Annotated in this window: 17 protein-coding genes, 5 tRNA genes, 3 rRNA genes and 1 riboswitch; of the genes, 4 read left to right on the top strand and 21 right to left on the bottom strand. The window is 46.2% G+C overall.

The annotated features are described in order from the left end of the window. Positions 1-54: 54 nt before the first annotated feature. Together tsrA and DUN60_RS14060 are read right to left on the bottom strand one after the other, a co-directional pair. Positions 55-336, bottom strand: a complete 282-nt coding sequence (gene tsrA, locus DUN60_RS14055) for an H-NS-like global regulator TsrA (protein WP_004736654.1) — start codon at positions 334-336, stop codon at positions 55-57. Between the two features lie 102 nt (positions 337-438). Next, positions 439-1,638 (bottom strand): multidrug effflux MFS transporter, encoded by a 1,200-nt coding sequence (locus DUN60_RS14060; protein ID WP_208638345.1) that lies wholly within the window; start codon positions 1,636-1,638, stop codon positions 439-441. Positions 1,639-1,739: 101 nt separating this feature from the next. Here DUN60_RS14060 and DUN60_RS14065 point away from each other — a divergent pair, with 101 nt between their 5' ends. Both DUN60_RS14065 and DUN60_RS14070 read left to right on the top strand, forming a co-directional pair. Beyond that, positions 1,740-2,681: a LysR family transcriptional regulator gene (locus DUN60_RS14065; protein ID WP_012605070.1), complete on the top strand. Its 942-nt coding sequence runs from the start codon at positions 1,740-1,742 to the stop codon at positions 2,679-2,681. A 122-nt stretch (positions 2,682-2,803) separates the two neighbouring features. After that, positions 2,804-4,594, top strand: coding sequence for an aminopeptidase P family protein (locus tag DUN60_RS14070; protein WP_114634126.1), 1,791 nt, complete (start codon positions 2,804-2,806; stop codon positions 4,592-4,594). 135 nt (positions 4,595-4,729) lie between these two features. Here the strand turns inward: DUN60_RS14070 and thiH are convergent, their stop codons facing one another. The 19 genes from thiH to DUN60_RS14165 form a co-directional block, all read right to left on the bottom strand. After that, positions 4,730-5,857: a 2-iminoacetate synthase ThiH gene (thiH, locus tag DUN60_RS14075; protein WP_016789614.1), complete on the bottom strand. Its 1,128-nt coding sequence runs from the start codon at positions 5,855-5,857 to the stop codon at positions 4,730-4,732. Positions 5,858-5,864: 7 nt separating this feature from the next. Then, positions 5,865-6,629 (bottom strand): thiazole synthase, encoded by a 765-nt coding sequence (locus DUN60_RS14080; protein WP_114634127.1) that lies wholly within the window; start codon positions 6,627-6,629, stop codon positions 5,865-5,867. Positions 6,630-6,631: 2 nt separating this feature from the next. Continuing rightward, positions 6,632-6,841: a sulfur carrier protein ThiS gene (thiS, locus tag DUN60_RS14085; protein WP_114634128.1), complete on the bottom strand. Its 210-nt coding sequence runs from the start codon at positions 6,839-6,841 to the stop codon at positions 6,632-6,634. Continuing rightward, a complete protein-coding gene (locus DUN60_RS14090) occupies positions 6,838-7,620 on the bottom strand; it encodes a HesA/MoeB/ThiF family protein (protein ID WP_114634129.1) in 783 nt (260 codons plus the stop codon). Before DUN60_RS14090 ends, thiS begins: the two co-directional genes overlap by 4 nt. Beyond that, positions 7,610-8,902, bottom strand: coding sequence for a thiamine phosphate synthase (locus DUN60_RS14095; protein ID WP_114634130.1), 1,293 nt, complete (start codon positions 8,900-8,902; stop codon positions 7,610-7,612). Before DUN60_RS14095 ends, DUN60_RS14090 begins: the two co-directional genes overlap by 11 nt. After that, positions 8,902-10,851 carry a phosphomethylpyrimidine synthase ThiC gene (gene thiC, locus DUN60_RS14100; protein WP_114634131.1) on the bottom strand — a complete coding sequence of 650 codons (1,950 nt, stop codon included), beginning with the start codon at positions 10,849-10,851 and terminating at the stop codon, positions 8,902-8,904. The genes DUN60_RS14095 and thiC overlap by 1 nt, the downstream gene beginning before the upstream one ends. Positions 10,852-10,980: 129 nt before the next feature. Continuing rightward, a riboswitch (TPP riboswitch) is annotated at positions 10,981-11,079 on the bottom strand. Positions 11,080-11,141: 62 nt separating this feature from the next. Next, the gene (crcB, locus tag DUN60_RS14105) at positions 11,142-11,525 is read right to left on the bottom strand and encodes a fluoride efflux transporter CrcB (protein ID WP_004736665.1); all 384 of its coding nucleotides are present in this window, start codon (positions 11,523-11,525) and stop codon (positions 11,142-11,144) included. Between the two features lie 101 nt (positions 11,526-11,626). Then, on the bottom strand, positions 11,627-13,009 hold the full coding sequence (locus tag DUN60_RS14110) for a multicopper oxidase family protein (protein ID WP_114634132.1): 1,383 nt from the start codon (positions 13,007-13,009) through the stop codon (positions 11,627-11,629). A gap of 347 nt (positions 13,010-13,356) precedes the next feature. Further along, positions 13,357-13,433, bottom strand: a tRNA-Trp gene (locus DUN60_RS14115). 60 nt (positions 13,434-13,493) lie between these two features. Further along, positions 13,494-13,570, bottom strand: a tRNA-Asp gene (locus DUN60_RS14120). A 67-nt stretch (positions 13,571-13,637) separates the two neighbouring features. Then, positions 13,638-13,753 (bottom strand): 5S ribosomal RNA (gene rrf, locus DUN60_RS14125). A gap of 95 nt (positions 13,754-13,848) precedes the next feature. Then, a 23S ribosomal RNA gene (locus tag DUN60_RS14130) occupies positions 13,849-16,741 on the bottom strand. Positions 16,742-17,111: 370 nt separating this feature from the next. Next, positions 17,112-17,187: transfer RNA gene (locus DUN60_RS14135), tRNA-Val, on the bottom strand. Positions 17,188-17,219: 32 nt separating this feature from the next. Next, positions 17,220-17,295: transfer RNA gene (locus tag DUN60_RS14140), tRNA-Lys, on the bottom strand. Between the two features lie 2 nt (positions 17,296-17,297). Continuing rightward, positions 17,298-17,373 (bottom strand) — tRNA-Glu (locus DUN60_RS14145). Between the two features lie 90 nt (positions 17,374-17,463). Further along, positions 17,464-19,018, bottom strand: a 16S ribosomal RNA gene (locus DUN60_RS14150). Together the 16S, 23S and 5S rRNA genes with 5 tRNA genes alongside form the textbook arrangement of a ribosomal RNA operon. Positions 19,019-19,546: 528 nt before the next feature. Beyond that, positions 19,547-20,074 (bottom strand): menaquinone-dependent protoporphyrinogen IX dehydrogenase, encoded by a 528-nt coding sequence (gene hemG, locus DUN60_RS14155; protein ID WP_050649805.1) that lies wholly within the window; start codon positions 20,072-20,074, stop codon positions 19,547-19,549. 9 nt (positions 20,075-20,083) lie between these two features. Continuing rightward, positions 20,084-21,541 (bottom strand): TrkH family potassium uptake protein, encoded by a 1,458-nt coding sequence (locus DUN60_RS14160; RefSeq protein ID WP_017077285.1) that lies wholly within the window; start codon positions 21,539-21,541, stop codon positions 20,084-20,086. A 34-nt stretch (positions 21,542-21,575) separates the two neighbouring features. Continuing rightward, complete coding sequence (locus tag DUN60_RS14165) at positions 21,576-22,199, bottom strand: YigZ family protein (protein ID WP_114634133.1); 624 nt, start codon at positions 22,197-22,199, stop codon at positions 21,576-21,578. Positions 22,200-22,426: 227 nt separating this feature from the next. On the opposite strand from DUN60_RS14165, the gene fadB reads away from it, so the two are divergent. Both fadB and fadA read left to right on the top strand, forming a co-directional pair. Then, a complete protein-coding gene (fadB, locus tag DUN60_RS14170; protein ID WP_017073802.1) occupies positions 22,427-24,598 on the top strand; it encodes a fatty acid oxidation complex subunit alpha FadB in 2,172 nt (723 codons plus the stop codon). A gap of 26 nt (positions 24,599-24,624) precedes the next feature. After that, entirely contained in the window at positions 24,625-25,788 is a 1,164-nt protein-coding gene (fadA, locus tag DUN60_RS14175) for an acetyl-CoA C-acyltransferase FadA (protein WP_016784138.1), read from the top strand. The last annotated feature ends 77 nt before the right edge of the window (positions 25,789-25,865 follow it).

Here is a 25,865-nt window from a genome sequence, read left to right on the forward strand (position 1 = left end):
GTCCAAAACGCAAAAAACCACTCAATTGAGTGGTTTCTTTTTATCTGGAATAAACTACTTGTTTAGAAAAGCTTGTAGCTCTTCAGCAGAGATACCTTGCTCGGCTAGCTCTTTTGCTAGTAGCTGAACTTGTTCACCTTTACGAGATTCAACCACGCGTTGAAATTGGTAAATGATATCTCGCAAAGTATCAATTGGAACTTGTTTTGCCGCACTGCGAATACGCTCTTCACTTTGGTTTCCTAGCTCTTTAAGCAATTTACCAAACATGACCTTTTCAGGTGCATCTTCCATTTGTTCTAAGATGCGCGCCATTTCGTAGGTTGTTAATGACATTACAGTATTTTCCGTTGGGGACTAACGTTTCAATGAGTGACAAATATACCATGTTTTAACGTTTCGCAAACCGCCATTTGTATATTTTGTCACCCTTGAGACTTATGCCTTAGCAAACGTCATGTGCCATGACTTACCCGCTTTGCTCGCAAGCACTAACAATGCAGGAACAATAAGGAACATTTGCAGCGCAATCATCACTTGAGACGTTAAATCAAGACGTTGCATCGTACCAACAAGCAGTCCAGAACCGCTCATTTGGAACAAGCCAAGCAACGCAGCTGCGGTACCCGCACGGTCACCAAAAGGTTCAAGTGCCTTACCGGCTGCGGCACCAAGAATCCAAGCGAAGCCAACTGAAGATAGGAAAATCGGCAGCATAAATGCGATCGCGCTAGCATGCTCAGCAAGCACCAGCATAACCACACCCGCTAAGCCAAGCGTTGAAATACCAACAACCAATGCTTTGTAAGTACCAAAACGGTCCATGAACTTAGGCGCTGTGAATGCAGCCGTGATATTGATAACCGCGTTAATACCAAACCAGAAGGTAAATTCGTTCATCGTCAAACCTAGGTTTTCCATCAACACAACAGGTGCAGAGGTAACGTAAGCAAGAATTACTGCCATCGCCATTAAGCATAAGGTTGCGTGGAAGATGAACGATGGTGTTTTCAATACCGACCAGTAACGCTCTAATTTGAACACCGCGACCTTCTCTGTCGCTGGATTAGACTCTTTCATTTGGAAAAACAAAATGGTGCCAACCACGACAGCGAACACAGCCATAAAGCTGAAGTTCGAGCGCCAGCCAAACTGTTGAGTCAACCAAGCACCAAGAATCGGTGCCAGTGCAGGAATAAAGCAAATTGCACCATTGAGGTAACTGATCATGCGGCCACTTTTTTCAGGGCCAAATAGATCGCGAACCGTCGCAAAGGCTGCTACAGAAGTCGCACAAGCTCCTAAGCCTTGTAGCAGCCGAGCTATTAGCATCATATCAATCGATTGAGCTGCCCACGCCAAGCAAGCACTCAATGCATAGATACTAACACCTCCCAATGCAACGGTTCGACGTCCTAACTTATCAGCCAAAGGGCCTGCAAATAATTGCCCGACACCCATGGCGAATAAAAACCAAGTAATCGTATCTTGTGCTAATGCGTGTTCCACGTGAAACGCTGTTGAAATTTGTGGCAGAGCTGGAAGATAAATATCTATAGCCAGAGGGCTAAATAGAACCAGCATTGCCAATAAAGCAACCTGCAGTTTACTAGGGGTTGGAAGCGCGTTAGAAGGCACAAGATTCTCCGAATGAGTTAATTTAGGTGCATAATAACCAACTAAAGATATGAACAAAAATGGCATATACTCATTAGCATTATTCCAAATAGGAAACTCACATGAATATCGAGAAACTATCACGCCTCGACCTCAATCTATTGGTTTGCTTGCAGGTGCTGATGGAAGAGCTGAGTGTCACTCGCACTGCACATCGATTATGCTTGAGCCAGTCAGCGGTGAGTAAGTCGCTAGCCAAGCTTCGTGAACAATTTAATGACCCCCTTTTTACACGAAGTGCTCATGGCCTACGACCAACACCGAAAGCTGTTTTCCTTAAGCCTCGGTTAGAAACGTTGATCAACCAACTTGATGTTCTCACTCAGCCTGAGACATTCATACCCAACAATAGCGACCACAGCTTTCACATTGCTGCCGTTGAGAGTGTTTATCCTCTGATTCTTCCGCACTTCTTACCGGCGATATTTCGACAAGCGCCTAAGGTTAATATCAACACCCATGCGTGGACGGAGCAAACCTTTAAGAAGCTGCAGCTTGGTGAGTTAGATATCGGACTCACCGGCAAAGACATCGACATCAACGATGCGCGTTTAACCATGCTGCCGCCAGACGACATCTGCGAACAAGAGATCTACCGTGATGCACAGATGTGTGTGTTAAGACGCAACCACCCTGCTCTGAGCGGTAAATGGGATCTGGAAACCTACCTTGCGCAGCGTCATGTACAAGTAAGATGTGATGGTAACGACCGCTGGCTGCTCGACTACAAACTGGCTGATCTTGGTCATCAGCGAGATATCGCTATTTCTGTTCCAGACTTCAATAGCGCCGCAAGCCTATGTACCTACACCGACTTTGTGTTTACCGCACCAAGCCATTTTACTTACCTCGTCGCCAAGCAACTCGACTTAGTGGTTGTTCCTTTACCTATGGAATTCCCACCGATGGCATACACTCTGTTTTGGCACCGTGACAGAGAAAATGACCCAGCGTTAACTTGGCTGCGAGATATCATCAAAGAAAAAACTCTGCACCTTAGATAAAAATGGCGTACAGCGTTTGCAGCAAACGAACAAAAGCGCTAGCTTATTGACCTAATAAGTCCCCTCGCATATATATCGACTGTGAGTGTTAACAAGGACCCTAACAATAAGGATAAACACAGATGCACAATATCACTGCTGAACGCGTTGATGCGGTTCGAGCTTGGCTTGAAACAAACAACCTAGATGCCGTTATCATTCCACACGAAGACGAATATCTAGGTGAATACGTTCCAGCTCATAACGAGCGACTTCACTGGTTAACAGGTTTCACAGGCTCTGCAGGTGCCGCTGTTATTACTCGTGAAACTGCTGCTATTTTTGTTGATGGTCGCTATACCGTTCAGGTTCGTAAGCAGGTGCCAGCAGAGTTATTTGAGTATCGCCACCTTATTGAAGAACCAGCTTTAGATTGGATCGTCAATTCATTACCACAAGGCAGTAAGGTTGCATTCGACCCACGCATGCACACTGCCGCTTGGTTGAAAGGCGCACAAGCAAAACTAGCAGAGAGAGTTGAGCTCACAACGCTATCAGCAAACCCGATTGATGAGCTTTGGTCTGATCGTCCTGAGCCTGTCGTGTCTGATGTGCGCCTAATGGCAACAAACGCCGTTGGTCAATCAAGCGAGAGTAAGCGCGCTGAGATTGCTGGCTTGTTAAAAGCAAAAGGTGCAGACGCCGCTATCCTTACCGAGCTAGACTCAATCTGTTGGTTGCTTAACATTCGTGGCTTGGACGTATCTCGCCTACCTGTTGTGCTGTCTAATGCAATCATTCACGCTGATGAAAGCGTCGATTTCTTCCTAGACCCAGCACGCATCCCAGCAGGCTTTGAAGCACACGTTGGTAATGGTATTCGAGTTTCTCACCCATCAGAGCTTGAAGCGCGCCTTCAGTCTTTAGAAAACAAAAATGTGTCTGTCGATTCAGGTACAAGCAATGCTTGGTATACGCTTGTTCTTCAAAACGCTGGCGCTCATATTATTGAAGCAGCAGACCCATGTCTCATGCCAAAAGCCGCTAAAAACGAAACTGAAATTGCCGGCATGAAAGCGTGTCACATTCGTGATGGTGTGGCGATGGCGAAATTCCTATCTTGGATTGATGCAGAAGTCACACAAGGTAACCTGCACAACGAAGCGGTATTGGCTGACAAAGTACAGTCGTTCCGTGAGCAGGACCCAACGCTGATGGACCTAAGTTTTGACACGATTTCAGCAGCAGGCGGAAACGCAGCTATGTGTCACTACAACCATGAGAACCAACCTGAACCAGGTCAGTTAGAACTGAATACTTTGTACCTAGTCGATTCAGGCGGCCAGTACTTAGATGGTACAACCGACATCACTCGTACTATCGCGATTGGCCAACCAAGCGACGAAATGATTCAGCAGTTCACTCTCGCACTAAAAGGTCACATCGGCATTGCACGTGCACGTTTCCCTCAAGGTACTCGTGGTTTCCAACTGGATATCCTAGCGCGTCAGCACTTATGGGCAGAAGGCTTCGACTACGACCACGGTACTGGCCACGGTGTTGGTCATTTCCTAAGTGTTCATGAAGGACCGCAAAGCATCTCTAAGAAGTTGATCGACGTGCCTCTAGTTGAAGGTATGGTGTTATCAAACGAACCGGGTTACTACCGTGCTGATGAATTTGGTATCCGCATCGAGAACCTAGAACTGGTTGTTGAGCTGCCAACTCAGGGTGACTTCTCTGTACTGACGTTTGAATCACTAACTCGTTGCCCTATCGATAAGCGCAACATCAATGTTGATTTGCTAACACGACCTGAACTGGCATGGCTGAACGACTACCATCAGAAAGTATGGAACGACGTTAGTCCACTAGTTGAAGGTGATACGTTGGAATGGCTACGCCAATCAACGACACCATTAGCTCACGCTTAATGCTTCGCTAAGCTGTTAACTGAACCAAAACGAACTTGCTAAGTTAAATAGAAAAACGGCTACCTAAAGGTAGCCGTTTTTGTTTGTCGATAGAACCTCGTCGATGTTTCACGTGGAACATCAACCAAACATTGATTAACCAGAATAGGCACTGTGCCAATCACGCCACACCGGGTCGAAACCACGTTGGCGAATCATCGACTCAACATCGGCTGCACTTCTCTCATCGCTAATCTCAAACTGTTCGAGTTCTTCCTCACCCGAAGCATAACCACCAGGTTGGGTTTTAGAAGCCGCCGACATACTCGTGATCCCTAATGGCAGCACGTTATCGCGGAAGGTTGCCGACTCACGAGTAGATAGAGATAACTCGACCTCAGGATTCAAGAGTCGATATGCGCAGATAAGCTGAACCAGCTGTTTATCGTTCATGACCGACTTAGGCTGTAAGCCTCCACTAGACTCCCCACCTTCACACGGGCGAAGACGTGGGAATGAAATCGAGTAACGTGTCTGCCAATAAGTACGCTCCAGATAATCTAAATGAGCAGCAACAAAGAAGCAGTCGGTTCGCCAATCTTCCAAACCAATCAAAGCACCAATACCTATCTTATCAATACCCGCCTTTGCCAAGCGATCGGGAGTTTCAAGACGATATTCAAAATCCATTTTATTGCCACGTAGATGATGCTCAGCGTAGGTCCTTGGTTGATAGGTCTCTTGATAAACCATCACCGCATCTAAACCGAGAGTTTTAAGTTCGGCGTAATCTTGTTGATCAAGTGGCTGCACTTCCATCGCAAGGTAGTTGAATTGCTTTTTGATATTCGGCAACACCTGTCGAAAGTAATTCATCCCGACCTTAGTTTCATGCTCACCAGTGACCAACAAAACGCTATCAAACTTCATCTTTTTGATAGCCGCACTTTCGGCATCGATTTCATCCAAAGTAAGCGTGCGGCGCTTGATACGGTTCTCCATTGAAAAACCACAATACGTACACGCGTTAGCGCACAGGTTAGATAGGTACAAAGGAATATAAAGCGACATCGTATTGCCAAACCGCTTGCGAGTTAGCGCCAACGATTGTTGTGCCATCTGCTCTAAGTAAGGTTCTGCCGCCGGAGAGATCAGAGCCTTAAAGTCTTCTAGATCGCGTTTGGGTTTACTCAGAGCACGTTCAACATCCGCTGCCGTTTTACTGAAGATAGACATACCAATGTCATCCCAGTTGAGCTGTTTAAATCGATCAACAAACGTCATGGCAATATTACTCGTCTAGAAATGAAGTTAACGGACTGGAAGCAACCGCGTGAGATACCTGACCAGCGAGACCAGCAAGGTAAGCCATACGACCTGCTTCAACTGCCAGCTTAAAGGCAATCGCCATATCGACGGGTTGTTGAGAAGCCGCAATCGCAGTATTCACTAACACAGCGTCTGCGCCCATTTCCATTGCACGAGCAGCATGCGATGGCGCGCCAATCCCCGCATCAACAATCACAGGGACATTCGCTTGGTCGATAATGATCTCTAGGAAGTCGGCTGACGCGATTCCCTTATTAGAACCAATCGGTGCACCGAGTGGCATCACAGCAGCACAACCTACCTCTTCTAAGCGCTTACACAAGACAGGGTCGGCGTGGCAATAAGGCAACACAACAAATCCATCTTTCACTAGTTGCTCAGCAGCGTTAAGTGTCTCGATTGGGTCTGGCATCAAGTACTTTGGATCCGGATGAATCTCAAGTTTTAACCAGTTAGTACCTAGTGCTTCACGAGCCAAGTGTGCGGCAAAAATCGCATCCTTCGCGTTCTTCGCGCCAGAGGTATTCGGAAGTAGATTAACGCCAGCATCAATAATTGGCTGTAAAATATCATCTTGCTCAGAACGAATATCGACTCTCTTTAGCGCCATGGTTGCCAGCTGAGAACCGGAAGCCTCGATAGCACTCGCCATCAAATACTTGTTTGCGAACTTGCCTGTTCCAGTGAACAGACGTGATTGAAACGTTTTATCTGCGATGGTTAACATGGTTAGCCCCCTGCAATAGCTTGGAAAAGAGAGATAGAATCGCCTTCGTGGACGATGGTTTGTTGCCATTGGCTGCGTGGTACAACCGCATTATTGATAGCAAACACACACCCTAAATCAGGTAGCGACAGTGCTTGGATGATGTCTGAGAGAGACGACGATTGCGCGACCTGCTCTGGTTGCTCGTTTATTGAAATAGTTATGTGGCTCATTGTGCTTCTTCTTCTGGGTGTTGGATCGCAGTTGTGTTGCAAACCGGACATTCGCTATCTTGCGTGACCATTAGGTTTTGCCAGTTCATGGTCTGGCCATCGAACAGTTTGAGCTGATGCGTTGCGACTTTAAACTCGCCACTGCTAATACGCTGAATAGCAGCAAGAGCTTGAAGGTTACCTATCGTTCCAACCACTGGACCAATAATGCCGCTATCACTACAACGCGTTGTTTGTGGATGATGCTCAAACGGGAAAAGGCAGTGATAACACCCTTGCTGGTTCTGATAATCAAAGACAATAAATTGACCTTTCCAGCCGATTGCAGAACCCGATATCAAAGGTGTATTAGCTTTAAAACAAGCTCGGTTAACCTGCTGGCGTGACGCGAAGTTGTCAGTACAATCCAACACGAGATCAGCCAACATGACTTCTAATTCAAGTTGGCTTTCACTCATTCGCTGATTGATGGTTCTTACTTGGCTGCGACTATTGAGCTCGCTCAGTTGTTGCTTCAAAGCTTCGACTTTAGGCGAACCTAACTGAATTTCTTTGAACGCGACCTGTCGTTGCAGGTTAGATGAATCCACACAGTCATCATCAACCAACACGATCTTTCCAACACCAGAAGCTGCAAGGTAAAGAGCCGCAGCATTACCTAAGCCACCACAACCAATCACTAACACATGGCTATTTAATAGGTTTCGTTGCCCTTGTTCACCGACTTCAGGTAACGCAATTTGTCGTTGATAACGAATAAATTCAAAGTCACTCAGCATAGCTAGGCTCCTGCATAACCTCTTCTTTGAGAGCTGGAGGTTTAGACGCCATCAGTTTTTCGAAAAATTCGATCACCTTTTTAGGGTCTTCCGCTAATGTAATCGCACGAACAACCGCCAAACTCGACACCCTACAATCCCACACCTGCTCAGCTGTCGATTGGTCAATACCACCAATAGCAACCGTCGGATAACCAATGAGTTCTTTTGTGTATGGGATAGTACCAATCAGCTGTTGATACAGAGATAAACGAACTAAACCCTGAGGCTTTGATGGCATCTGCTTAGTTGTTGTTGGGAAGATGTGGCCCAGCGCAATATAGCTTGGGTTAATTTGAACAATGCGCAGTAACTCGTAATAGCCGTGAGTCGATAAACCAATCTTTATACCCGCTTGGCTCAACTGTGAGAGGTTTGATTCTTCAATATCCTCTTGCCCCAGATGAACACCAAAAGCGTCATGCTTGAGTGCAAGCTGCCAGTAATCATTGATAAAAACTTGAGCGTTATGCTCTCGACCAAGCTCGATAGATCGTGTGATTTGTTGTTCTAAGTCCGCTTGCAGCGGGTTCTTAATACGTAGTTGGACAGTGTTGATTCCAAGCTTGAGCAATCTTTCGATCCACTCAACATCATCAACTACTGGGTATAAACCGAGGCTACTCTTACTCAACTCAGGAAAAGAAAGTGATGTCCCTTGGTTAACCCAACCTACGCTTATGTCCAATCGTTGATCTTCAAGAACAGGGATAGGAAAGTTTTGGTAATGTGCAGGCCATGTTCCACGTGAAACATTGGACGCTGCGCGAGCTAAAACTAGTGCGTCTTCTAATGGGAATTCCAGCGCCAACAAAGTAAGTAACCAAGCAAAGTGGCCGCGATTATCTAACTCCTGATGAGCTGTAGTGTCACTCTTGATAGCACGGCTAGCATCCAGGTGTGACCAAATATCCAGTACAGCTGAATCATCTGAGACACCAATATAGATGGTATCCGGAGTTTGTGTAAAGGCATCACAAACGTCAGTTAACGCGACTGAATTACTGTAATCAACAACATGGTTCAGTTCCGCTAACTTACACTCTGCCAATGAATCAAGATCATGAGCGAAGCCAATAGATAACGCCTGCTGAGAATCAACGATAGAGAAGTATTGAGTTGGGCTTACACCCAACTCAACCGCATCGGTTGCTAAGCCTTGTCGCTTAGCAACCAATAGACAGTTCTGCACCTCTCCCGTTAACTCAATATTTTGAGATGGGATGAGAATCTTCACTGTCATTATTCCTCTAGTTGAGCTTCTTTTGCGCCGACTGCAGGGTGGTAAAGTTCAGAACCAGTATCACGGAACTCTTGTGATTTTTGACGCATCCCTTCCAACGGGTTATCTAGCATCTTAATCTCGATAGCCTGATCCGCGGCTACTTGTTCGGTGTCTTTCGCATACTCTCGAACTTCTTGAGAAATCTTCATCGAGCAGAATTTAGGTCCACACATTGAGCAGAAGTGAGCAACCTTGCCCGACTCTTGTGGCAGAGTTTCATCATGGAAAGAACGCGCGGTTTCAGGATCTAAAGCTAGATTGAATTGGTCTTCCCAACGGAATTCAAAACGTGCCTTTGATAATGCATTATCTCGGATTTGTGCGCCCGGATGTCCTTTAGCGAGGTCCGCTGCGTGTGCTGCTAGCTTGTAAGTAATCAAGCCAGTCTTCACATCTTCTTTATTTGGTAAGCCTAGGTGCTCTTTAGGGGTGACATAACAGAGCATCGCACAGCCGTACCAACCAATCATGGCCGCGCCAATACCAGAGGTAATATGGTCGTAACCAGGGGCAATATCTGTCGTCAATGGGCCTAAAGTATAGAAAGGCGCTTCATGGCAGTGCTCTAACTGCTCGTCCATATTCTCTTTAATCAGGTGCATTGGTACATGTCCAGGGCCTTCAATGATCACCTGAACATCATATTCCCAAGCCACTTTAGTCAACTCACCTAGAGTACGTAACTCCGAGAATTGAGCCTCATCATTGGCATCTGCAATAGAACCAGGACGTAGGCCATCACCCAAGGACAGTGCAACATCGTACTTCGCACAGATCTCACAGATCTCTCGGAAGTGGGTATAAAGGAAACTTTCTTGGTGATGAGCAAGACACCATTTCGCGATAATAGAACCACCACGAGAAACAATACCGGTCACACGTTTAGCCGTCATCGGAACGTAGCGAAGCAACAAACCAGCATGGATAGTGAAGTAGTCAACACCTTGCTCTGCTTGTTCAATCAAGGTATCGCGCATCACTTCCCAGTTAAGGTCTTCGGCTACGCCATTCACTTTTTCAAGCGCCTGATACATAGGAACCGTACCAATCGGCACTGGACTGTTACGTAGAATCCACTCGCGAGTCTCGTGGATATTACGGCCAGTTGAGAGATCCATTACGGTATCGCCCCCCCAACGAGTTGACCATACTAGCTTCTCAACTTCTTCTTCAATCGAAGAGCTTACTGAAGAGTTACCGATATTGGCGTTCACTTTCACTAAGAAGTTTCGGCCAATAATCATAGGTTCTGATTCTGGGTGGTTGATGTTTGAAGGGATAATAGCTCGACCTTCTGCAACCTCTTTACGCACGAACTCAGGAGTAATTTCTTTCGGCAGGTTTGCGCCAAAGTTATGGCCAGGGTGTTGATGGTTAAGCTGCTCATCAGCGAACTTCTGACGTCCCATGTTCTCACGTATGGCAATGTACTCCATCTCAGGCGTGATAATGCCCTGACGAGCATAATGCAATTGGGTAACACATTGGTTGTCTGTAGCACGGCGAATTCTAGGTAGGTTGCCGTAGCGAAGGTCGTCTAGGGTTTCGTCTTCTAAACGTTCTTTGGTGTAAACAGAGCTTACATCGTCTAACAGTTCCGTATCACCACGCTCTTCAATCCATTGCTCTCGCAACTTAGGAAGACCGCTATACAGGTCTATTTCGTGTGTAGGGTCTGTATAAACACCGGAGGTATCGTAAACTTGAATAGGTACATTAGGTTCGAATACAGGCTCTTTTTTGGTACCACCAACAAGGCTATCAGCGAGTGATATTTCTCGGACAGGGACTTGAATGTCCTCTCGAGATCCTTGGATGTAAGCTTTTTTTGAGTTTGGATAGGGTTGTACGGATAAAGAATCAATGAAATTCTTCGCTTCCAGTCTTGCTTGTTTACGAGTCGACATAGCATTTTTCCTTGGCTTTTAGCCATTATTTATAGGGATAAAAATGCTTGACGGATTAGATGCTACAAGAGGGATCACGGTAAGAAATACAGTTGTGATCTGGAGATAGATCTCTAGAAGGATTCTAGTTAGATATCTACTCTTGTTCCCTTCGCAGGTATTAGCCTGATCAGGTTCAACGGATCCCGAGTTAACGGTCTCAGCCATATGGCACTCCGACAAGTTCGATCGAGTATATAAAAACGGCTTGGATAAACCAAGCCGAGTTGTTAACAAATCGTAAGAAAGTTTTAAGACTTTATCAAAAGTTGGAAGCCGATCCATGCGGCTGAAATACTGAGTACCACGTTGAGTAGCACATTGAGTCCCATCTTAAAGAAAGCGCCCTGCTGCATAAGAAGTACGTTATCCATAGAAAACGTAGAAAATGTAGTCAGTGCTCCTAGGAAACCAAGACCGATGATTTGTCTCCACGGTTCCGTCGCGACCATCTCGTTTTCAAACGCGGCGATGAGCAATCCCATAATCAAAGAGCCAATCACGTTAACAGTCAACGTACCGTAAGGAAAACCACGTCCTAACATCACAACGCATAACTCTGAAATCAAGTAACGTGAACAAGCACCAAACGCGCCACCGATGGCGATAAAACCTAGAATAGATAACTGACCCATTGAATCCTCCCAAACAATAATCCCTATATTCTAGCTTTAACGCCGATAAAAGCGAGGGTAGAAACTAAGAATGCATGCGCAAATATTAAACGTTACAGGTGTCACTTAACTTCAATGTATCCCATTAAACCCGTTTTCATGTGTTCTATAACATGACAGTGGTACATCCAGCGGCCAGGGTTATCTGCAACAAATGCAGCTTTAGCTCGGCCGTTTTTTCCAAGTAACACTGTATCGGTATGGAAAGGCTCTTCAACTTTCTTCCCATCAAGTTCCAATACAGTGAATGTATGACCGTGAATATGGATCGGGTGATGGTATTGGGTGACGTTCTTTAGATCGAATATGTAAGTCTTACCTAACTCTAAAGTCGTCAACGGCTCAGGAATATTGTCTTTGCTCATCCCTTCCCATGCTCTTTTATTAGTAAGCCAAAACTTAGGCATCGATTTCCCATCTTTAGAAACTGGTGATACCGCACCTTCCCACTCGAACACAAAATCGATCTCTTCAGCATTAGCAAGATCTAGATTAGGTACCGGGTTAAGAGGTAACAATGGCAATAAACGCCCTTCAGTAAGGGGGGAATCTACTACCTCGAACTCACATAAAGAGAAAGGAAAGCGGCCCTTCATTTGAAGAACATTAACTCGCTCGCCTACTTTGGGCGCTATCAGTCCAATATCCACGCGCATCCCTGGGCCGATTTTATGTTGAGTCAGTTTATATGGCGTCTTTACAGGATTACCATCAATGGCAATCACCCATGCCTCAGCCCCTTCGACAGCAATAGGATAAGTGATCGTATTATCGACATTCGCGATACGCAGTCGAGTCGTTGCATGCTGCTTTAATTGGTATACAGGTTCATGAACACCATTGACGCTACTCCACTCTCCTGGAGTACCCATACGAGCACTTAGTCGTGGAATCATTAAGTCTTTCCATTGACCCTGTTTATCGATGTGCCAATGCTTAAGCATCAGTGCGTGTTCTTCATCAAACTGTACTGGGATGCTCTCCTCAACGATAATTAGACCAACCAAGCCCATACCAAGCTGCTTGACACTATTCATATGTGGGTGATACCAAAATGTGCCAGCATCTGGCGGCGTAAACTCATAAATGAATGTTTCACCTGGCATGATCGGTGGCTGACTTAAGAAGGGAACCCCATCCATTTCGATAGGAATTCTTAAACCATGCCAATGAATAGTCGTCGGCTCTGATAGCTTATTCGTAAAGCGGATCGTGACCTTTTCACCCTGCCGACATCGAATCGTCGGAGCAGGGATCTGTCCATTAAAGGCTAAAACATTGGTATTAAATCCCGTCACCAACTCAGCTGTTGAAGGTTCTGCAGTTAAGTCATAAACATACTTTCCTTGCTCATCAACTGACCGGTTAATTGAGCAAGCGGGTAGAACAGTGAGTGCTGATATAGCGAGAGATGATTGAATAAACTTACGACGGGAGATATCCATATTCGTTGCCTTTTAGTAATAACGACCAAAATGTAACAAAATATTGAGAATAATTCTCATAAAGAAGTGGGGATTGTGCTGTTGATTGTTTATAAAAGAGGCTGGGATAAGTAAGCACTTACACTTTTAAGGCTAGGTTTTATTAAAAGCAGGAACTATCGACTAAAAATCGAACAAATATAAAGTAAAAAACAGAACTTCTGCTGAGGCATTGATATGGCAGGGTGGAGGTTTCTACTCCCAACACGCGCTATTTTGGTAAATCGGAGAATCCGCTGCTTTGCTAATGGCGTATATTAGATTCAGAAAGCAAAAAGGCTCTAGCATTTCTGCTAGAGCCTTAAATATGGCAGGGGTGGAGAGATTCGAACTCCCAACACGCGGATTTGGAATCCGCTGCTCTGCCAATTGGAGCTACACCCCTAAAACTTTTTATTACTTCAGATTCGAAAAAACCTCGCACTAGGCGAGGTTATCGAATAAGTGGCGGAGTGGACGGGACTCGAACCCGCGACCCCCGGCGTGACAGGCCGGTATTCTAACCAACTGAACTACCACTCCGCAGTGGTCAACTCACTAAGTGAGCGTCCATATCTCCAGGTCGGTCAACCTAAAGATTTAATTTAAAGCCTGGCGATGTCCTACTCTCACATGGGGAAACCCCACACTACCATCGGCGCTATTGTGTTTCACTTCTGAGTTCGGCATGGAATCAGGTGGGTCCACAATGCTATGGTCGCCAAGCAAATTTTAAAATTCGGAAAGCTTATCTAAAAGTTATTTCTCTTCAAACGCATTCAAGGTCTGTCTTTGAGTCCACAAAACCCCTTGGGTGTTGTATGGTTAAGCCTCACGGGCAATTAGTACAGGTTAGCTCAATGCCTCGCAGCACTTACACACCCTGCCTATCAACGTCGTAGTCTACGACAACCCTTTAGGACACTTATAGTGCCAGGGAAAACTCATCTCAAGGCTCGCTTCCCGCTTAGATGCTTTCAGCGGTTATCGATTCCGAACTTAGCTACCGGGCAATGCCATTGGCATGACAACCCGAACACCAGAGGTTCGTCCACTCCGGTCCTCTCGTACTAGGAGCAGCCCCTTTCAATTTTCCAACGCCCACGGCAGATAGGGACCGAACTGTCTCACGACGTTCTAAACCCAGCTCGCGTACCACTTTAAATGGCGAACAGCCATACCCTTGGGACCGACTTCAGCCCCAGGATGTGATGAGCCGACATCGAGGTGCCAAACACCGCCGTCGATATGAACTCTTGGGCGGTATCAGCCTGTTATCCCCGGAGTACCTTTTATCCGTTGAGCGATGGCCCTTCCATTCAGAACCACCGGATCACTATGACCTGCTTTCGCACCTGCTCGAATTGTCATTCTCGCAGTCAAGCGGGCTTATGCCATTGCACTAACCACACGATGTCCAACCGTGTTTAGCCCACCTTCGTGCTCCTCCGTTACTCTTTGGGAGGAGACCGCCCCAGTCAAACTACCCACCAGGCACTGTCCGTAATCCCGATTCAGGGACCAACGTTAGAACATCAAAACTACAAGGGTGGTATTTCAAGGACGACTCCATCACATCTAGCGACGCAATTTCATAGTCTCCCACCTATCCTACACATGTAGGTTCAATGTTCAGTGCCAAGCTGTAGTAAAGGTTCACGGGGTCTTTCCGTCTAGCCGCGGGTACACTGCATCTTCACAGCGATTTCAATTTCACTGAGTCTCGGGTGGAGACAGCGTGGCCATCATTACGCCATTCGTGCAGGTCGGAACTTACCCGACAAGGAATTTCGCTACCTTAGGACCGTTATAGTTACGGCCGCCGTTTACCGGGGCTTCGATCAAGAGCTTCGACCGAAGTCTAACCCCATCAATTAACCTTCCGGCACCGGGCAGGCGTCACACCGTATACGTCATCTTACGATTTTGCACAGTGCTGTGTTTTTAATAAACAGTTGCAGCCACCTGGTATCTGCGACTCTCGTCTGCTCCATCCGCAAGGGACTTCACTGATAAGAGCGTACCTTCTCCCGAAGTTACGGTACCATTTTGCCTAGTTCCTTCACCCGAGTTCTCTCAAGCGCCTTGGTATTCTCTACCCGACCACCTGTGTCGGTTTGGGGTACGATTCCTTACAATCTGAAGCTTAGAGGCTTTTCCTGGAAGCATGGCATCAATGACTTCACTACCGTAGTAGCTCGACATCGTATCTCAGCGTTAAGAAAGTCCGGATTTACCTAAACTTTCCGCCTACATACTTGAACCTGGACAACCGTCGCCAGGCCCACCTAGCCTTCTCCGTCCCCCCATCGCAATTGTAAGAAGTACGGGAATATTAACCCGTTTCCCATCGACTACGCCTTTCGGCCTCGCCTTAGGAGTCGACTTACCCTGCCCCGATTAACGTTGGACAGGAACCCTTGGTCTTCCGGCGAGGGAGTTTTTCACTCCCTTTATCGTTACTCATGTCAGCATTCGCACTTCTGATACCTCCAGCATGCCTTACAGCACACCTTCAACGGCTTACAGAACGCTCCCCTACCCCACATACCCTAAGGTACGTAGCCGCAGCTTCGGTGTATAGCTTAGCCCCGTTACATCTTCCGCGCAGGCCGACTCGACCAGTGAGCTATTACGCTTTCTTTAAATGATGGCTGCTTCTAAGCCAACATCCTGGCTGTCTGAGCCTTCCCACATCGTTTCCCACTTAGCTATACTTTGGGACCTTAGCTGGCGGTCTGGGTTGTTTCCCTCTCCACGACGGACGTTAGCACCCGCCGTGTGTCTCCCGGATAGTACTTACTGGTATTCGGAGTTTGCAAAGGGTTGGTAAGTCGGGATGACCCCCTAGCCTTAACAGTGCTCTACCCCCAGTAGTATTCGTCCGAGGCGCTACCTAAATAGCTTTCGGGGAGAACCAGCTATCTCCAGGTTTGATTGGCCTTTCACCCCTAGCCACAAGTCATCCGCTAATTTTTCAACATTAGTCGGTTCGGTCCTCCAGTTGATGTTACTCAACCTTCAACCTGCCCATGGCTAGATCACCTGGTTTCGGGTCTAATCCTAGCAACTGTACGCCCAGTTAAGACTCGGTTTCCCTACGGCTCCCCTAAACGGTTAACCTTGCTACTAAAATTAAGTCGCTGACCCATTATACAAAAGGTACGCAGTCACACCACGAAGGTGCTCCTACTGCTTGTACGTACACGGTTTCAGGTTCTATTTCACTCCCCTCACAGGGGTTCTTTTCGCCTTTCCCTCACGGTACTGGTTCACTATCGGTCAGTCAGTAGTATTTAGCCTTGGAGGATGGTCCCCCCATATTCAGACAGGATATCACGTGTCCCGCCCTACTCGTTTTCACTGATTATGAGATGTCGACTACGGGGCTATCACCCTTTACTGCGGCACTTTCCAGAGCCTTCGTCTGTCTCATTAAAAGCTTAAGGGCTAATCCAATTTCGCTCGCCGCTACTTTCGGAATCTCGGTTGATTTCTCTTCCTCGGGGTACTTAGATGTTTCAGTTCCCCCGGTTTGCCTCCTGTTGCTATGTATTCACAACAGGATACTTGCTTATGCAAGTGGGTTTCCCCATTCAGGAATCCCAGACTCAAAAGGTTATTACTACCTAATCTGGGCTTATCGCAAGTTATTACGCCTTTCATCGCCTCTGACTGCCAAGGCATCCACCGTGTACGCTTAGTCACTTAACCATACAACCCGAAAGGGTCTTAGTGTATGGCAACTAACCAAGGTTTTTGGTTGTCATCAAGAAGGGTTAATTCTCAATGACTGTTTGCCGGACTCAATTGTGAATCAATGTAAACATTGATTCGAATACAAGACACTTGAATGTGTTTGTTGTGTTTATCTAATGAAAGATAAACATTGAGAACTTTTAAATTTGATTGAATTACTCGTAAGTAATCAAATCAGTCAGCTTTCCAAATTGTTAAAGAGCATGAGACTTTAAGAACCAGTGTTCTAAAATTCACATTTTCTAAAGACTCTCAGGGTCAAACATACCAACCAGCGACAAAAGAAGTGGTTTGGACATTTTAATAACCAAGAATATTTAGAGAATGGTGGGCGATACCGGGCTCGAACCAGTGACCCCCTGCTTGTAAGGCAGGTGCTCTCCCAACTGAGCTAATCGCCCACGATAGTTTTAATTCCTTCGCGGAGAAAGAATGGTGGGTCGTGCAGGATTCGAACCTGCGACCAATTGATTAAAAGTCAACTGCTCTACCAACTGAGCTAACGACCCAATGGTATCCCGTAGGGGAGTCGAACCCCTGTTACCGCCGTGAAAGGGCGGTGTCCTAGGCCTCTAGACGAACGGGACACTGGATATTGAAGAACTTGGGAGTTCTTCGTCTCTTTACTTTTCTAAACCTAATCAATCTGTGTGGACACTCATCGTGGTATCTTCGTATAAGGAGGTGATCCAGCCCCAGGTTCCCCTAGGGCTACCTTGTTACGACTTCACCCCAGTCATGAACCACAAAGTGGTGAGCGTCCTCCCCGAAAGGTTAAACTACCCACTTCTTTTGCAGCCCACTCCCATGGTGTGACGGGCGGTGTGTACAAGGCCCGGGAACGTATTCACCGTGACATTCTGATTCACGATTACTAGCGATTCCGACTTCATGGAGTCGAGTTGCAGACTCCAATCCGGACTACGACGCACTTTTTGGGATTCGCTCACTATCGCTAGCTTGCTGCCCTCTGTATGCGCCATTGTAGCACGTGTGTAGCCCTACTCGTAAGGGCCATGATGACTTGACGTCGTCCCCACCTTCCTCCGGTTTATCACCGGCAGTCTCCCTGGAGTTCCCGACATTACTCGCTGGCAAACAAGGATAAGGGTTGCGCTCGTTGCGGGACTTAACCCAACATTTCACAACACGAGCTGACGACAGCCATGCAGCACCTGTCTCAGAGCTCCCGAAGGCACACCTGCGTCTCCGCTGGCTTCTCTGGATGTCAAGAGTAGGTAAGGTTCTTCGCGTTGCATCGAATTAAACCACATGCTCCACCGCTTGTGCGGGCCCCCGTCAATTCATTTGAGTTTTAATCTTGCGACCGTACTCCCCAGGCGGTCTACTTAACGCGTTAGCTCCGAAAGCCACGGCTCAAGGCCACAACCTCCAAGTAGACATCGTTTACGGCGTGGACTACCAGGGTATCTAATCCTGTTTGCTCCCCACGCTTTCGCATCTGAGTGTCAGTGTCTGTCCAGGGGGCCGCCTTCGCCACTGGTATTCCTTCAGATCTCTACGCATTTCACCGCTACACCTGAAATTCTACCCCCCTCTACAGCACTCTAGTTCACCAGTTTCAAATGCAGTTCCGAGGTTGAGCCCCGGGCTTTCACATCTGACTTAATGAACCACCTGCATGCGCTTTACGCCCAGTAATTCCGATTAACGCTCGCACCCTCCGTATTACCGCGGCTGCTGGCACGGAGTTAGCCGGTGCTTCTTCTGTTGCTAACGTCAAGATATGCAGCTATTAACTACACACCCTTCCTCACAACTGAAAGTACTTTACAACCCGAAGGCCTTCTTCATACACGCGGCATGGCTGCATCAGGCTTTCGCCCATTGTGCAATATTCCCCACTGCTGCCTCCCGTAGGAGTCTGGACCGTGTCTCAGTTCCAGTGTGGCTGATCATCCTCTCAGACCAGCTAGGGATCGTCGCCTTGGTGAGCCATTACCTCACCAACTAGCTAATCCCACCTAGGCATATCTTGACGCGAGAGGCCCGAAGGTCCCCCTCTTTGGCCCGTAGGCATTATGCGGTATTAGCCATCGTTTCCAATGGTTATCCCCCACATCAAGGCAATTTCCTAGGCATTACTCACCCGTCCGCCGCTCGACGCCCATTAACGCACCCGAAGGATTGTTAGTGTCGTTTCCGCTCGACTTGCATGTGTTAGGCCTGCCGCCAGCGTTCAATCTGAGCCATGATCAAACTCTTCAATTTAAGATTTTGTGACTCAACGAATACTGACTTCAAAACTAATATTCATGTAAACATGAACATGTAATTCTAAAGCTATTACCATTCCAACAGAATGATAATGAATTGACTGTGCCAAATAACCGAAGTTATTCGTATTGGTCACTCAGTTCATTGAAATCAATTTTGTTACCGAAGTAACTGTTACTACCTAAGTAATAACGTTTTGATATTCATCAACGAGTGCCCACACAGATTGATAGGTTTAAATTGTTAAAGAGCTTTTCCTTTTTGAGCTTCGCTCAAATCGGACGGTCATTTTAGCGATTTAAGTTTTAGTGTCAACCACTATTTTCAAAACTTTTTTCAAGCGCTTAGCTTGGCTAATTTGACCTGCTGATTCGTTTTGGTTTCTTACAAAGCCTTCCCGTTTCAACGAGGTCGCATTATAGAGATTTCGATCACACTGGCAAGCCCTTTTTGAAGTTTTTCTCGTTTTTTTATTCGTTCGATTAAAAAGAGCACAAAACGCCTCAAAAGTAGGCTTTTCTCTTACATCTCTTGCAATTTCTTAGAGAATAAAGAGACTTTTTCCCAGTTCGTGTACTCAACTTCCTTGGTTGTATCCGTTTCTCCACCTGTCATATTCATAATGAAGCGAATCATAGTTTTATCAAACCAGTTATAACGTGGGTAATAGAGGGCACCCGCGAATACACCGATCAAAGTCGGCTGCCACGGTGACTTGAGAAGAAACTTCTTAATATAAGCACTACCTTCTGGGGTATCTTTACCTTGGTCTTCTTTACGAGCCGTTAAGTTAACGCAGAAGAAAGCAACCTTGTTTGATTGCAACTGAGCAAGATTGGCATCAATAAACTGGTATAGCTTCTTATTAAGGTGGCCGTAACGAATAGATGCACCAATCAACACTCTGTCGTACTGAGCAAAGTCGACATTATTAACAGTGTGCAGATCTTGAAGCTCACATTCGAACTCATTCATTTCTTCTTTTATATAGTTCAAGATTTTCTTGGTCTGCCCTTCACGGCTTGAATACAAAAATAGAGCTTTTGCCACAATATGTCCTTAGCTACGCCAAAACGTAGGGGTCAATAAGATTAATAAGGTGAATATTTCTAAACGGCCAAACAACATAGACACGATCAATACCCACTTGGCTTTGTCATTAACGTCGCCAAAGTGCATCGCCACTTCACCTAAGCCCGGGCCAAGGTTATTCAATGTTGCCGCTACGGCAGAGAAAGCACTCAGCTCATCCATCCCCGTAGCAATAAGAGCCAACATACAAACCACAAAAACCAATGCGTATGCAGAGAAGAAGCCCCAAACCGCATCCACGACACGTTGTGGTAGTGCCGAACCACCAACCTTGATGGTATAGACAGCACGCGGGTGAACAAGACGCTTCATTTCACGAGCACCTTGCAAGGTAAGCAGCAATATTCGAATGACTTTCATACCGCCACCCGTTGAACCTGCACACCCACCTATAAAAGAAGAGAACAGAAGCAGCACAGGTAAGAACAACGGCCACTCGGAGAAACCGGTAGTGGTGAAGCCTGCTGTCGTAGATATAGATACCGTTTGGAACAAGGCTTGATCGAAGGCATCGTAATACGAGTCATAAGAGTGGTGATTAAGCAGTAATAAGAAACAAACTAAGAACAAAACCGCTTGAATAAAGATAAAGGCGCGAAACTCAGGATCTTTCCAATAATACTTAGGATGCACACCACCTGAAGCAAATGCCGCAAAGTGAAGTGAATAGTTACATGCTGATATAAGGAGGAACACGACCGTAATCATGTTGATAGCAGGACTGTTGAAATAGCCCATGCTCGCATCGTGAGTCGAGAAGCCACCAATCGCAATCGTAGAGAAGCTATGACTGATAGCATCAAAGAAGCTCATGCCTGCAAGCCAAAACGCCACGGCACAAGCAATCGTTAGACTCAGGTAGATATACCAAAGTGCTTTCGCAGTTTCAGCAATACGCGGAGTCATCTTACTGTCTTTGACTGGGCCTGGGATTTCAGCTCGATATAACTGCATACCACCGATACCGAGAACAGGAAGGATGGCGACCGCCAATACGATGATACCCATACCACCGAACCATTGCAGGAACTGGCGGTAAAATAGAATTGCCTTAGGTAGGTCATCGAGGCCAACAATAACTGTTGCACCTGTAGTTGTTAATGCAGAAAACGATTCGAAGAAAGCATCGGTAACCGAAACGTTCGGGTTATCGGCGATCAAAAACGGCAATGCGCCCGCACTGCCGATTACCGTCCAAAACAACACAACAATAAGAAAGCCATCACGCGCTTTCAACTCATGTTTATATCGTCGGTTGGGAAACCAACAAGTTGCCCCACAGAATAATAGAACGAAAAAAGTCGTCACAAATGGCACACCCGCACCATCTCTATAGATAAGTGCGACGAGCGCAGGTGCGAGCATTGATACACTAAAAAGTGCTAATAATAATCCGACGATTCGAATAATTGAGCGAAATTGCATGAGCTATTGAACGAAGCGAAATGCTTCAAACTTCCTAGTTATCTTTAACTTTCGTTACCAGTGCCTTGGCACCGCTTTTATTGATCATGGTCTGGGTAAACGAATCTACCTGCAGGAGCTCTATCTCAATGATAAGCTCAACTTGAACACCATAATCCGCTTGGACCTCAACAGCCTGATGCTGAGCCATAATAGATTGTGCAATTGGCACGAAGCTATAGTCTAACTCTAGCCGTAATTTTGTGGTTATTTTTTTCTCGATAGTTTGAAGCAGCTTGAGAGCTTGTTGTACTCCTCCACCGTAAGCCTTAACCAAACCACCCGTTCCGAGCTTGATTCCGCCAGAATAACGAGTCACAACAGCCGTTAATTCACCAACACCTGAACCCGATAACTGCGCCAAGATAGGCTTACCAGCGGTACCGGAAGGTTCGCCATCATCACTAAAACCCCATTTCATAGAGTCTTCCGGTCGCCCTGCCACAAACCCCCAACAATTATGTCGCGCTGAAGAATGCTCTTTTTTTACCTGCTCTACGAACTGTTTAGCAACTTCTACACTTGGTGTATGAGCAAGCTGAGTAATGAATACGCTCTTTTTAATCTCTTCTTCAAACAGAGCCGATACTGACGGTATTAAATAGGGCTGTTCATTCATATCGTTGACTTAATTATTAAGAGCGGCGAAGTGTATCACGCGTGAATAATAACGGTTAGAGGATCTGTGCTATCGCACAATGTTAAACAATTGTTTAAAAAATGTATTGAAATTAATCAGGCAGAGGTACAGACTAAGATAACTGGTCTTACCAGGTATTCTACAATAATAGAAAGATAACAAGATTCTCTCAAACAATCGTGGATTGTATGTCATGGAGATAGACAATGATTTACCAAGCTAACACCCTACAGGTAAAGGAATTACAAGATGGTATCGCTGAACTAAGCTTCTGCGCGCCGGCATCTGTAAACAAACTCGACCTCGCTACTTTAGAATCACTAGACAAAGCGTTAGATGCTCTTAATGCTCACGCTGGATTACGTGGTTTAATCTTAACTTCAAACAAAGACGCGTTCATTGTAGGCGCAGACATCACTGAATTTCTTGGCCTATTTGCTAAGCCAGAAGCAGAACTTGATGAATGGTTAAGATTCGCTAATTCAATCTTTAGTAAGCTCGAAGATCTTCCTGTACCAACTCTTTCAATGATGCGTGGCCATGCTCTTGGCGGTGGCTGTGAATGCGTACTCGCAACGGACTTCCGTATTGGTGACAAAACCACCAGCATAGGTCTACCAGAAACAAAACTGGGTATCATGCCTGGCTTTGGCGGTTGTGTGCGCCTACCTCGTGTTATCGGTGCAGACAGCGCAATGGAAATTATCACGCAAGGCAAAGCATGCCGCGCAGATGAAGCGCTTAAGATTGGCTTGTTAGATGCGATTGTTGATACAGACAAACTATTAGAGTCAGCGATTAATACTGTTTCACTGGCTGCAAATGAAAAAATCGATTGGCAGCTACGTCGTAAACAAAAAACATCAGCGCTATCACTGAGTAAGTTAGAAGCAATGATGAGCTTTACCATGGCTAAAGGCCTTGTAGCTCAAAAAGCAGGCCCTCATTACCCAGCGCCAATTACTTCAGTTATTGCTATTGAAGAAGCAGCACGTAGCGATCGCGATGCGGCATTAGACATCGAACGTAAACATTTCGTTAAACTAGCGAAATCAGAAGAAGCAAAAGCTCTTGTTGGCTTATTCCTTAATGACCAATACATTAAAGGCTTAGCAAAACAGGCTGGTAAATCTGCAAATAAAGCAACTGAGCGTGCTGCCGTACTCGGTGCTGGCATCATGGGTGGCGGTATTGCTTACCAATCTGCGCTGAAAGGCGTGCCAGTAATGATGAAAGACATCGCACAGGCGTCTCTTGATCTTGGTATGAACGAAGCATCTAAGCTATTGAATAAACGTTTATCACGCGGTCGCCTAGATGGATTCAAGATGGCAGGTATTCTGTCTTCTATTACTCCAAGCTTGCATTATGCTGGTGTTGAACAATCTGATGTGATTGTGGAAGCGGTTGTAGAAAACCCGAAAGTAAAAGCAGCAGTACTGAGTGAAGTTGAAGGCCTAGTTGGTGAAGACACGGTTCTAACATCAAATACCTCAACGATTCCGATCAACCTGCTGGCGAAATCTTTAAAGCGCCCAGAAAACTTCTGTGGCATGCACTTCTTTAACCCAGTACACCGCATGCCTTTGGTTGAGATCATCCGTGGCGAGCATACTTCAGAAGAAACCATTAATCGCGTAGTTGCTTACGCAGCGAAAATGGGCAAATCCCCAATCGTTGTTAATGACTGCCCTGGCTTCTTCGTAAACCGTGTACTTTTCCCTTACTTTGGCGGTTTCAGCATGTTGCTACGCGACGGTGCTGATTTCACTAAAATAGATAAAGTAATGGAACGTAAGTTCGGTTGGCCAATGGGCCCTGCGTACCTGCTCGACGTTGTTGGTTTAGACACTGCACACCATGCACAAGCAGTAATGGCACAAGGTTTCCCTGAGCGTATGGGTAAAGAAGGCCGTGATGCAATTGACGCACTTTACATCGCTGAAAAATACGGTCAGAAGAACGGTAGTGGTTTCTACACATACAGCGTAGACAAACGCGGTCGTCCTAAGAAAACTTTCTCAGAAGACATTCTTCCTATCCTGGCTGATGTATGCCAACAGCCACAAGACTTTGATGACCAGACCATTATCCAGCGTGTGATGATTCCAATGATCAACGAAGTGGTACTTTGTTTAGAAGAGGGCATCATTGCTACACCGCAAGAAGCGGATATGGCATTGGTTTACGGTTTAGGCTTCCCTCCATTCAGAGGCGGCGTATTCCGCTACTTAGACAGTGTGGGTATTGGTAACTTCGTTGAAATGGCGAAGAACTACCAAGACTTAGGTGCAATGTACCAAGTTCCTCAACTATTGCTTGATATGGCAGCGAAAGGCGAAAGCTTTTACGACGGTCAACAAGCCAGTTCTCTGTAACCCACTCTTGGAAAAGGAATAGCAAAATGAATAATGTAGTTGTTGTTGATTGCCTTCGCACCCCAATGGGACGTTCCAAAGGTGGAGCTTTCCGTCACACTCGTGCTGAAGATTTGTCAGCACATTTGATGAAAGGCATTTTAGAGCGCAACCCAGAAGTAAACCCTGTCGAAATTGAAGACATTTACTGGGGTTGTGTACAACAAACGCTAGAGCAAGGCTTCAACGTTGCACGTAACGCTGCTTTGCTTGCTGGTCTCCCGATTGAGATTGGTGCGGTGACGGTCAACCGTTTATGTGGTTCATCTATGCAAGCTCTGCATGATGCAACCCGCTCTATCATGGTTGGCGATGCTGAAATCTGCCTAATCGGTGGTGTCGAACACATGGGTCATGTACCAATGAACCACGGTGTTGATTTTCACCCAGGCATGTCTAAACACGTAGCAAAAGCTGCCGGTATGATGGGTCTAACCGCTGAAATGCTAGGTAAAATGCACGGTATTAGCCGTGAAGACCAAGATGCATTCGCAGCACGTTCACATGCTAGAGCTCAAGCAGCAACAGTTGAAGGTCGTTTCAAAAACGAAATCCTGCCAACAGAAGCTCACGCAGCAGACGGTTCACTGTTCACTCTGGATTACGATGAAGTCATTCGCCCAGAAACGACAGTTGAAGGTCTATCTCAGCTTCGCCCGGTATTTGACCCAGCAAACGGTACCGTAACAGCAGGTACTTCATCAGCACTGTCTGATGGTGCATCGGCAATGCTTATCATGAGCGAAGAGAAAGCCAACGCACTTGGCCTGAAGATTCGCGCTCGCGTGAAGTCGATGGCTATCGCTGGCTGCGATCCTTCAATCATGGGTTACGGCCCAGTACCAGCAACCAAGAAAGCACTGAAACGTGCAGGCTTAACAATTGAAGATATGGGTGTTATTGAGTTGAATGAAGCATTCGCTGCTCAATCTCTTCCATGTGCGAAAGATCTAGGTCTACTGGATGTGGTTGACGAGAAAGTAAACCTTAACGGTGGTGCCATTGCACTGGGTCACCCACTAGGCTGTTCTGGCTCTCGTATCTCAACAACCCTGATTAACCTAATGGAAGCGCAAGACGTGAAATACGGCTTAGCAACCATGTGTATTGGTTTAGGCCAAGGTATTGCAACGGTATTTGAACGCCCATAGCGCTCGTTGATTGTAATACTTGTAGGGTAATAATTTGTGCAGCTATATTTATATAGCTGCACTTTTTATTGCTCGGC

It is taken from the genome of Vibrio splendidus, assembly GCF_003345295.1.
Classification (GTDB): Bacteria; Pseudomonadota; Gammaproteobacteria; order Enterobacterales; family Vibrionaceae; genus Vibrio; species Vibrio splendidus_K.